Raw genomic sequence first — 10,944 nt, forward strand, 5'->3', positions numbered from 1 at the left:
GAATACCCTTGGTCAATGACCAAACAGGCTGCTTCCAGTTTAAATTCAGCGGAGAATGAACGACGTTGTCTTGTCATGGAACACCTCTTTCTTTAGTGGTGACTTTACCACCTTAAATGGTGTCCGGGATCATTAAACCACTACAAACGACTTTTACTTAGCACTACGTTGAAGTGAGAGCAAAACCTTTGTTTTAAACACACTAAACTGTTCATTGTCCCAAACTGGAATTGCCAGTTTCTTCTTTTCAGAGTCGGAATAATCAACAACAACGATAACCATATGATACGGAACCACATGACCATAGAAACAATGTTCTGGGTTTAGGTACTTAAACTGAACCATTACCTGTTTCGTTGATTTATCCATATTTTCTAATGACCGTTCTACATCAGACTTTGTAAATGGAACTACAACCTCACGAATGAAAGTAGAAAAATAACTTCTTGTTAACTCATCGAGTTCTGATAAATCATTCCCTACTTTTTTAAGCTTTTTAATTGCAATAGCGTCCATAGTAATGACCAACCTCTTAAAAAAAGTACGAGCCTGACATGGCGACAGGAAAGTTTGACAAGAATGCGTAGGACTGGTGGTTGTTAACACCGTCAACAATGATGTCTCCCTTGTGTCTCTTGCAAAGATACACGAGACAGTCAGTCAAAAATTTCCTATCCCCTTTAAATGTCTCTAAAAAGAAGCTGTTAGAGAGCTTAACGCCATCACAGAGATCCAAAACATGTTCTGGAAAAAGCATGAGTCCCATACCTGCATTCACGTACACTCTTGAGAAGCCTGACTCTTTGAGCCTCTTACAAGACTCGAATAACATGCCATTTTCTAAACAACGATCATCGACATCTAAGAAAATATCAATATCAAACTTTTGGGCGAAATTCTTGACGTTTTGAGGATTAATACTTCCAACGCTATGAATTGCATCTAAAGATAACTTTGAGTTAACACCAAATCTTAGTGCTCTATGCATGTCTCGCTTTACTTTCCTTGCTGATTTGTAAGTGCGTAATATATAGCCGCAAATCATATCAACAGAATCATCAAAATTTGGCGCAAACAAATTCGGCAGTGCCATTTGGTAGTCGTAGCCTATTATGGCGTGATGAGTAACCCTTTTATAAAATAAGCCTTTACTAGGAATAGCCATTAATCCACCCATTTATTTTTTCTAATATTATAAAATCGCAACATCAATACATGCTAATAATTTATGAATGGATGTGAAAGTTTTTGTTTGTAGGAATATACTCACAAAAAACGAAGTAAAGCTTATAACTATCACTGCTTTAGGAGTTGGCTTACAAGAAGTGGGATTTTTCCCACAAAGATGAAGTTACAATTTCAAAACCTAGTAAATTATAATGCAACCCAAAAAATACAGAAAAAGGAAAAGGCATTGATGAGTGTTGGCTTTCATAAACATCAAATTTGCAAAATACACATTTGTCTAATACGTTAATTGTAGTCAAATGCAATAAAATAGAACCTAAATACCGAGACGCATTGCCGTCGTGGGAGAACACCAAGCGGCACTTGTCATCTTTAAAAAACATCAACGCGCAACAATCAAGCCCAACTACGGAAATATGTCATGGTCCATAGGCATCAAAAGACATCCTTTACGACGTTACTTATGATGTTGAACGCTTTACTGGCTTTTGTACTGTATAGCTTCTCCATCCCTTCTTTAGCGTTAACTACACAAAATTCGGAAATTGTGCAAAAAGACGATATCGAGAATCTGCATTTCGGCGTACTTAACAGTGACTACAATTCTAGCCGGACAAGAGGCTCATCTTTAAATATCGATATCCTTGAAGATTTCGGTACCGCGCTGGGAAGAAACTACAATATCACTGAATATGACAGCCTGGTTTCGTTGGAAGCTGCACTCAACAATAGTGACATCGATGCTGCGCTCAGCAACCGAGGCATCTTTGATGCGATGGAGACAAACGCAAAGCTCTACATGACCGACCCTGTCTATAAAGAGCTTCGCGTTATCTTTCTCTCTGACAACACAAAGTATGTCGACAACAGCTCTCTCGATCAAAAGCGATGGATATGTGTAAAAAACAGCATCGCCTGCGATCTCATCCTGAAAAAAGGCTACAGCAACATTCAGTTAAGCAACAGTTATGAACAGATGTTCAAAACACTGAGAGAGGGCGAAGCAGACGCTACTATCACAACCGCTACCTCGCTGCTTACAAACTTAAGTAATAAAGAACTGAGTCGAGGATTGACCGTCTTTGATATTGATTTAGGGCTTAACAAAAAAACGATCGCAACGACGAACAAACAATTAGCCATACAGCTCAATGGCCTTATTAAGGACATAAATTCTGATAGTACTAGCGGCAACTTCAAATCTTTAAAGATCTTTAGTTTCAGTGAAACAAGTTATCTGAAACTGCTCAAGTTCCCACACATAAAAACCGTAGTGAAGTACTCCCTTCCTGAGGGGCTATTTCCAATATCTTACAAGAACGATAACTCATCCAAAATGGGCGGCTACGTCAGAGAGTTCCTAGAGGATATTGAGGATGTAAGCATCGTAAAATTTAAATACGTGCAGTCTGAAGGAAGAAACATCGACCTGATGCTCTCACAAGGGGTTATCGACCTTATCCCCGTCTACTTCAGCAACAAACTCGACGATCTCGGCTTTTTGGTAACCAAGCCTTACCACAGTCTAGAGCTTGTAAAAATCACACTCGACGGGGACGAAGACAACGCGACGGTTGGTATACCGATGATCTTCGATTCAGTAAGAAAGCCTAGCGAAAGTACTGTACTGTTTACCAGCTACTTCGAAACAATCAGAGCGCTAGAGCAAGGAGTTATTGGCTCGGCTATCGTGGACAGTGATCTCATTAAACAAGATATTTCCGAGCAAGTCGTATCTACTGATGAGAATTTTGCGCCGAATAACGTTGACATCACGATGGCGACAAGGGAAGACAGTGAAAACTTATTTGGGTACCTCTCAACAATCCTCAGTGCCTATAGCCAAGAGTACTTCGATAGGCTCAAGGGCAATGAAACACTGCCCGAAGTTCAATATGGGATCGATGAAAAGACATTGCTGCTTTACGTCCTTATCGTTGTCACTCTTTTGCTCGTCGTTTCAATTATCGTCATCTTCCGCATACGCACACTGAATAAATTGGTGTTAGACACCAGCAATGAGGTGAACACAACGAAAACAGTCATGGCGTCGAGAAGTGAGTTTTTGGCCATCGTCTCTCACGAATTGAGAACCCCCATATCAGCCATGATTGGTCTGTTAGAGTTGCTTGGGAGCCGCTTGTCTGAAAAGGAAGATAAGCTCTTAATACGTAACGCAACTATCTCGGCAGAAAAGCTGGAACGCCATGTTAACGACATCTTAGACTTTTCGAAAATAGAGGCAGGAAAGCTCCAACTTGAAAGTCGACCAACCAATATTTTTGAGGAACTGAGCGTCGTATTCAGACCATTTGATGCTCAGGCAAAGAAGAAGCACATTGATTTCATCGTCAAATGGAAAGAAACACCCTACCTACTTTTTGATATTGATATGTTTCGCGTCGGGCAAATTGCCACGAACATCCTATCTAATGCCATAAAATTTACCGATGAAGGACGCGTCGTCGTGTCGGTAGATGCAGAACGTGACGGCGTCACGGTAATTGTCAAAGATACTGGCTGTGGGATTGAAAAAAGTAAGTTAGGTGAGATGTTTCAGCCCTATGTGCAAGCAAATAGCTCTATATCGAGAAAGTATGGCGGCACAGGGTTAGGGATGACGATTGTCGCTAATCTGGTGAAGTTAATGAACGGAACCATCGAAATTGAAAGTGAGCCAGAACAAGGGACTAAAGTGTCATTTTTTATTCCATCTATTGGCACGAAGATCGACAAGTATGACGGTACGACTATCGACGTCCCTATCGCAGTAAAAAAAGAACTAGCATGGGGCAAAGTACTCGGCGTGACTATCACTTACGACACAATAAGCCAAGTTGAGGCCAACAAAAACTTCTACCTCGATGGTTTTTTCCAACTCTTGGAAAACAAAGAAAATGTATCGGGCTCTACAAGCACAAGTAACGTAGGGAAGCTAAAAGGCAGTGCTCTCGTTGCGGAGGATGACCCAATCAACAGAATGCTGATGAAACGCCAGCTTATTCAATTGGGGGTTGATGTCACCTTGTCGAAAAATGGCTACGAGGCCCTGACGAAACTAAAAGAAAGTCCAGACGCTTACGATTTCCTCATCACGGATTATCGAATGCCAGTTATGGATGGCGTAACGCTTTCAAAAGAAATTCGCTCGAGCATTACAGCTTTCAAAGAGAAGCCAATCCTGCTGTGTACGGCAGAGGACTCGAGACTCACTAACTTGGACTCAAATCTAAAAAATTTTGACGGCTTCATCTACAAACCCGTTAGGTTGGCCTCGCTATTCAACGTATTGGCCAAACACATTACCGCGAGTGACAAGCTTATCGTCATTGAGGAGGAACACTCAGCGCAAACTGAAGAAATAAACAAGGACAGGTATATCAACGCTATCTCACAAGCATTTAATGATGTGGATGTGCTGGAAATCGTCAAGGTATCTCATCTTACTTTTGTGGAAGAGTTAGCTAAGATTGAAGAAAGCGAATCAATTGAAACGAAAGAGCATGCTCACAAGCTCAAAGGTTCGGCAAAAGCACTGAATCTAAAGGAGTTAGCCGAGCACGCAGACAATGTACTTAACAGTAAATCTGTAGAACTAGAAAAAGAAAACATGTTACGGCTCAAGAATGAGTTGAAGAATATTATTGAGTGTTTCCAAACGTGGCTTGATAAGGAGTACGGCAATGAAAGTGCTAATAGTAGAAGACGATAAAATACAGGCCACAAGACTTAAAATGCAATTGTCTCACCTTTCCGAGTCAGACATTCACTTCGCAGAGGATGGACTTGAAGCCATAGATGTATGTAGAAAAATCGATATCGACCTGCTGTTCTGTGACATCCAGATGCCAAGAATGGACGGCGTGTCGTTTCTTTCAAAACTTAACAAGATCTCTCCTGACGTAGGTATTGTGATTTTTAGTTCAGTTGAAGACGCCATCCTAAAGATCACTTTCGATATGTGTAACATGGCTGGATTCGAGTTTGTTCGTGCTATCCAAAAACCGATATCAGATTCGGTGTTGGAAAACATCGTGCTCGAACACTCGAGCTTTATGAGTAAGAAGAACGCACATTCCTCACCTCAGATTCAAATCGGTTCGCGTGATGTGTTTGATGGATTCGAGAATGACCGGTTCTTCTGCTTTTATCAGCCTCAATTTAATCTCTCAAACGGCAACTTGTCGGGTGTTGAAAGCTTGGTCCGTTTCTCTCACCCGGAATATGGCGTACTTGGGCCACTCCATTTTATGGACCTGATTGGTGATCTTGGATGTAAAAACCAACTCTTTGAGATTGTCTTGGACAAATCAGTGAAGCTGATGGCGTCAATGAGCAAGGAGTTGAAACTTTCTGTAAATTTCTCTCAAGAGTGCTTAGAGACGGATATCTATGATTTAGTGATAGCAACCTGCAAAAAATATGACTTCCCGCTCAATAAGCTCACACTCGAAATGACGGAAGAAGATGTCTATCAATGCTCGATTGATTCCTTGGCTAATTTGGCCCGTTTGAGGGTTTCAGGTGTAGGGTTAGCCATTGATGATTTTGGTACTGGTTTTGCTTCGTTAAGTCAGCTCGTACAACTGCCTTTCACTGAGCTAAAAATTGATAAAGCGTTTCTAGAAAACATACACAGCAACTATAAAAACAAGCAGATCACTGAGATCTGTCTTTTGCTTGCGCATTCGTTGGGGCTCCACTGTGTTGTTGAAGGTATCGAGAATGAAGAGGCTTACTTGTTTGCAAAAAGAATAGGCATCGATACTTGCCAAGGTTACTACACATCCAAACCTATTGGCGCACCGGATCTTTATTCTTTGTACCAGAAACATAAGTGCGCTGAGCTAGGAAATCAGTTTTCACAAAGCAAGAGTTTGAAATCTGTTTATTTTGATATCGACAATCAACGCTCTACCCCACTTGTTAAGCTAATTAAAAAGCACGACGAGCTGATAGACACGATACAAGTGAACACAACAGACGAAGTCTCAACACAACTTAGGGACAATGCAATTCAATCCTTGATCATTGAAAGCGAAGGATTGTCGAGCCCAGAAATTTCTGATGTCATTACACATGTGAAAGCGTTTTATCATGGGCCAATTTTCGTATTACGGCCATTTTACGAAGAAGAAAATGATGAGCTTAAGGAAGAAGACAACAATATCTTATACATCAGGAAATCTCGAACGGTGACAGAAACCTCTAACGCCATATATAACGCGATGACTGATACCTACGAGTCTTCTTCAAACTTAACGACGCTGTTTTCGAAACTGTCGAGTCGCGAAGCAACCGTTGCGGAGTACATTTTGGCAGGGTACACCAACAAAAAAATCTCAAACGAGTTAGATATCAGCCAAAAAACGGTGAGTACCTATAAAACGAGAATACTGAGCAAACTGAATATCAATTCAATGTTTGAGCTCGTCAAGATCTTCAATATTGTGAACTAAAATTAGACAAAATCTGAAAGCGTAAAATGGCCTCAATCAATGAGGTCATTTTTATTTTTAAGAAAGAAACAAAGGTAAAGCTACAAAGTTATCGAACATCCATCGATGTTAATATCACTTTTGAGAACCCCGCCACTTCCACCTTCTTATTCATGCTACCTCATCCTATTTATAAGCACTGTTATTCCACTGTACTTATCGCTTTCTTACAAAAAAGAAATTATTTGACAACAAATTCCCAGAAAATAGCTGTGAACATTTAATCGATGTTTAAAAATCGTAACAAAAAAATCACTCACAGGAGGTGAAGACAAGTGAGTCTTAAGCGAACGAGAAATATTCTGGGTATGATGATGCTATCTCTTTTTGCCAACAATTCGATGGCGGTAGAGTACGTATTTTTATCTAGCACAGCACCATTCCAGGCACTTGTGGAAGGTCTCAGCCCCAGAGGAAATAACCACAATATAATGAGTGCCGCCAGACGTGAGAGTCCCTCAAGCGTTTTAGTTGGTGTGGTTCCATCTGATGAAGAAAGAATGATTCAGTCTTTCCCGCCAATAGCAAACAATGGCCACTTTACCACCGTGCGAGTAAATTTTAGTAACAGTTTGCAAAGCTCAGCTGAATCATATCGCTTTGCTTATGAGCAGCGAACAGCGTCTCTCATTGCGATGAGTGATCAATTTGCAGCAGTTGCGGGACTCCTGAGTATAGATAACATCAGAACGCCACAAGCCACTGCGTTCACACAATCTATATTAGGTGTCGCCGACTATAGCCCACGTTTAATGGCAGCTCAGTTGACGCTATTAGAATTGCTGGAACTAGAGGAAGCTTATCGACGTGCACTAGCTAGGCCATATGCCACGTATATGTATTCTCAGATTCATCCTGAATCTGTAATTCAAGTTTCTCAATGGGTATGGAACCGTGAACATAATGCTTGGAGAAGAGGGCTACATTACACCGTTCCATCGGGGGCAGTTACACAAACTCCTGTAGCAGCGTCTCTTAACCCTGTAGAAAATCAACCACAGATGGGTTCAATTGGTTTCAATGTATCTTTACCTCAAATACATGATTTAGACGACTTTCTGGAAAACTTAGAACAACCAACGGATGTGATGACGGCCTGTACGCTTCCTTATTCCAGCAGTTCAAGAGTTATTCGTTCACTGTCGGAGTTATTTCCATGCGAAGGTTATTCAATGAATTACTTTGGATACTTTCACACAAAGTTTGTTGTCGCAGCTAATAGTACATTTTTCTTTTAAATTTAAGGGGAGGTTTACGATTTATATTTACACACATTAGAAGTATTAAACGAATCATCACAACTCTAGTTAGCTCGAATTGCGAGTAATTATTTACCACAAAAAAGGAAAATAAAGTAATGAAAAAAATGTTTTTATTGGCAATCTTCTTGACCTCACCTTTACAAGCATTTGCAATGACGGACTGTGTAACACAGAAAGCCATTCAATGGATTCGAGTGGGAGAAACAGAAAATCAAGACTTTAACAATAACAAGCAAACCATAGTCGTAAAATTTAGTGGTATCGAACAAGAAAAACTCTTGGATATTTATATGAACCTAGATGACTATCAGGGTCCGCCAATTCTTGGATTACTAAACAGCGCGATGAACATTGGAAATATTGTGACAGTCCGAGACAGCAGAGACTCATGTACAAGTTTCGACCAAGTGGTTGTACACAAACCAAACTACGAATAAACCCGAGATATAGTAAAGGGGGATGCCCCCTTTACTAGCCATTACATATCCTTAGGGATCTCAAGCTTACAGAAACCAATCTTACTTCACTACACCACAAACGATCCGAGAACCACCACCACCTAATTTTGCTGGGTGATCAGAATGGTTGTCCCCGCCCGCATGAATCATAATCGCCTTTCCATTTATGTCACTTAGCTTCACACGAGGTGCTAAAACGGGTACATCGGCCTTACCGTTGCTATCAACATACAATCCAGGCAAATCTCCTAGATGGTTGTCATCTGTCCAAGGAAAACCATGCTGACCTGTGTGTTCAGGATCGAAATGACCGCCAGCAGCCCCACCAACAACCATCTTTCCATTTTTCAAACTACTCTCACAAGAACCGTTCGAGTGAAGATGAAAGCCATGCATACCCGGAGTAAGCTTTTCTAAGTTTGGCGAAAAAACAGTCCCATATTTGTTTTCACTCACTTGAACTACGCCGACTACCTGACCAGAGTTCAAATCAACCATCTCAACCGACTTCATTTCCGCAAACGCGTTAAACGTCATTAATGTTAACGCAGCGAGCAAAGGTGCTTTTTTCATCATTTGTATCCTTTCGTTTGTCATTATTTTCATGCATATCGTTGGACTTTATTCTAAGTAATGCGGTCTTACTCCTTACTTTCTATTAAAAATATTAATTATCAGGAAAACCATCACCAGATTATTCGCAAGGTATTAAATAAATAACCATACTTATCACTATAAATATGTCTCAAAACTAAAATATCAATAACGTGAAAACACATCCCCCTTCCACCCCAACGAACTTACTTACCGACTTGAATTTTCGATGTATCTAGTATCTTTTTTGATACATCTTTTCATGTTCTTTTCGATGTAATGTGCTCAAGGAACCACAAAATAGTTCTATCTAATGAAACAGAAAAGAAAAATAAGAGAAAAGTAATGAGTAAACTTGTACTAAATGCTAAAAATAGAAATGAAATTGGTACTGGCGCATGCCGCAGGCTACGCAAGATGGGACTTATTCCAGCAACACTTTATGGCGCGGATAAGGCCGCAGTTTCAATTTCAGCCCGCAATACCGAAGTAACACATGCAGAAATTAACCATAAGCTTTTCTACAACATCATCCATTTGAATATCGATGGTGCTCTTGAATCTGTTCTCGTGAAAGACGTACAACGACACCCTTTTAAACCGTTAATTCAGCACTTGGATTTTCTGCGCATCAAACAAAACGAGGCAGTGACAATCACGATGACGATAAACGTCTTAGGTGAAGATGAGTTGGTGAAAAAAGGGCTGGTGGCTAACAAGGTCATTCAAGACATTGAGGTTTCTTGTTTGCCTTCAGATTTGCCAGACCAAATCAGTGTAGACCTTTCAGAGCTAGGTGCTGGCGACAAAGTACTGTTGAAAGACCTGAACCTAGCGGAAGGTATTGAAATTGTGAGTATCCAGTCAAACGAAGAAGCCGCTGACTGGGCAGTTATCGTCGTCGACTACCCAACTTTAGAAGAAGTAGAAACAGAACGCGATGATGAAACTGAAGCTCAAGACACAGAGAACTAAGACAAACTAATCTTCAAAGCCGCTATCTAATTGGCGGCTTTCTCTATTCATTCCACGTTATCTTGTGAGGAATTATGTTTAGAAGCGTAGGAGATTTCGAAAACATCGCTCAGGTGGAGTTCGCAAAAATTACAATTGTCGTACGTAACAAATACGCCCCCAAATTCATGCAACTCAGAGAATACGGGGTACCAGATGATACGCTACGAAATGTCGGTGTCACGACCCGAGGCAGAATGACAGACGAAGGATGTTATCTAGAGTCAATGACGCTAGCCCGTGCTTTTTTTGAATATGTAAGAGCTCAATTAAGAAAACATCAAGACATTGAGATCTTTGATATCAGAATTCATGTGGCAACATCCACACAACCCGGCTTAGAAAGCAAACGGCGCAAGGATTCTGAAGAAGTTCGTATGGTGCTTAAACGAGCGTTGGACAAATTTAACAAATCAACCCAACGAGCTACTCGGCGGGCTAACAATAAACGTTCAAATTTACCAATAGTCCTACCAAACAGAGTCCTCTAGACCGAAAATTAGTGCCTGTCAGGATCGTTTCTACAATAAACAACCGAATCTTCTGACAGGCACCTTTCCCACCATCCCCTATTCGTGGAAGCTATTTTTGCTCTGCGTTTACTGGTTCATTTTGAATAGCCACCGACTCAGTAGACACCTTTGAGCCTTTCTTCGTACTGCTTTTCATACTCTACAGGTGACATTTGGTCGTTGGAACCGTGCCGACGTTTTACGTTGTAGAACATCTCAATATATTCAAAGATATCCATACGTGCTTCTTCTCTCGTTGAGTAGATTTTTCGCTTGATACGTTCTCGTTTCAATAACTGAAAGAAGCTTTCAGCAACAGCATTGTCATGACAGTTGCCTCTGCGGCTCATACTTGACTCCAAGCCATGCTGAGTCAGGAATTTATCCCAATCATGACTGGTGTACTGACTGCCCTGAT

At 40.8% G+C, this 10,944-nt stretch carries 10 protein-coding genes; 6 read left to right on the forward strand and 4 right to left on the reverse strand.

The features are described from left to right. Nucleotides 1-153: 153 nt before the first annotated feature. Nucleotides 154-516, reverse strand: coding sequence for a hypothetical protein (locus BM082_RS23765; protein WP_017013453.1), 363 nt, complete (start codon nucleotides 514-516; stop codon nucleotides 154-156). Between the two features lie 16 nt (nucleotides 517-532). Next, on the reverse strand, nucleotides 533-1,165 hold the full coding sequence (locus tag BM082_RS23770; RefSeq protein ID WP_241814521.1) for a hypothetical protein: 633 nt from the start codon (nucleotides 1,163-1,165) through the stop codon (nucleotides 533-535). Nucleotides 1,166-1,651: 486 nt separating this feature from the next. Here BM082_RS23770 and BM082_RS23775 point away from each other — a divergent pair, with 486 nt between their 5' ends. The 4 genes from BM082_RS23775 (at nucleotide 1,652) to BM082_RS23790 (ending at nucleotide 8,385) form a co-directional block, all read left to right on the forward strand. After that, a complete protein-coding gene (locus BM082_RS23775) occupies nucleotides 1,652-4,900 on the forward strand; it encodes an ATP-binding protein (protein WP_241810522.1) in 3,249 nt (1,082 codons plus the stop codon). Then, nucleotides 4,872-6,647 (forward strand): EAL domain-containing protein, encoded by a 1,776-nt coding sequence (locus tag BM082_RS23780; RefSeq protein WP_017013456.1) that lies wholly within the window; start codon nucleotides 4,872-4,874, stop codon nucleotides 6,645-6,647. Before BM082_RS23775 ends, BM082_RS23780 begins: the two co-directional genes overlap by 29 nt. A 347-nt stretch (nucleotides 6,648-6,994) precedes the next feature. Next, nucleotides 6,995-7,924 carry a hypothetical protein gene (locus tag BM082_RS23785; protein WP_017016622.1) on the forward strand — a complete coding sequence of 310 codons (930 nt, stop codon included), beginning with the start codon at nucleotides 6,995-6,997 and terminating at the stop codon, nucleotides 7,922-7,924. 119 nt (nucleotides 7,925-8,043) lie between these two features. Next, the gene (locus BM082_RS23790) at nucleotides 8,044-8,385 is read left to right on the forward strand and encodes a hypothetical protein (RefSeq protein ID WP_017013458.1); all 342 of its coding nucleotides are present in this window, start codon (nucleotides 8,044-8,046) and stop codon (nucleotides 8,383-8,385) included. A gap of 81 nt (nucleotides 8,386-8,466) precedes the next feature. Here the strand turns inward: BM082_RS23790 and sodC are convergent, their stop codons facing one another. Further along, nucleotides 8,467-8,979: a superoxide dismutase family protein gene (gene sodC / locus BM082_RS23795; protein WP_017013459.1), complete on the reverse strand. Its 513-nt coding sequence runs from the start codon at nucleotides 8,977-8,979 to the stop codon at nucleotides 8,467-8,469. A 366-nt stretch (nucleotides 8,980-9,345) separates the two neighbouring features. On the opposite strand from sodC, the gene BM082_RS23800 reads away from it, so the two are divergent. Together BM082_RS23800 and BM082_RS23805 are read left to right on the forward strand one after the other, a co-directional pair. Beyond that, the gene (locus tag BM082_RS23800; RefSeq protein ID WP_244276082.1) at nucleotides 9,346-9,975 is read left to right on the forward strand and encodes a 50S ribosomal protein L25; all 630 of its coding nucleotides are present in this window, start codon (nucleotides 9,346-9,348) and stop codon (nucleotides 9,973-9,975) included. Between the two features lie 74 nt (nucleotides 9,976-10,049). Then, nucleotides 10,050-10,505, forward strand: a complete 456-nt coding sequence (locus tag BM082_RS23805; protein ID WP_017013461.1) for a hypothetical protein — start codon at nucleotides 10,050-10,052, stop codon at nucleotides 10,503-10,505. Nucleotides 10,506-10,642: 137 nt separating this feature from the next. On the opposite strand, the gene BM082_RS23810 is transcribed toward BM082_RS23805, so the two are convergent. Continuing rightward, nucleotides 10,643-10,944 (reverse strand): IS3 family transposase (locus BM082_RS23810; protein ID WP_139218818.1); only part of this gene is annotated, 302 nt, incomplete at its 5' end.

This window comes from Enterovibrio norvegicus DSM 15893 (assembly GCF_900115495.1).
Taxonomy (GTDB): Bacteria; Pseudomonadota; Gammaproteobacteria; order Enterobacterales; family Vibrionaceae; genus Enterovibrio; species Enterovibrio norvegicus.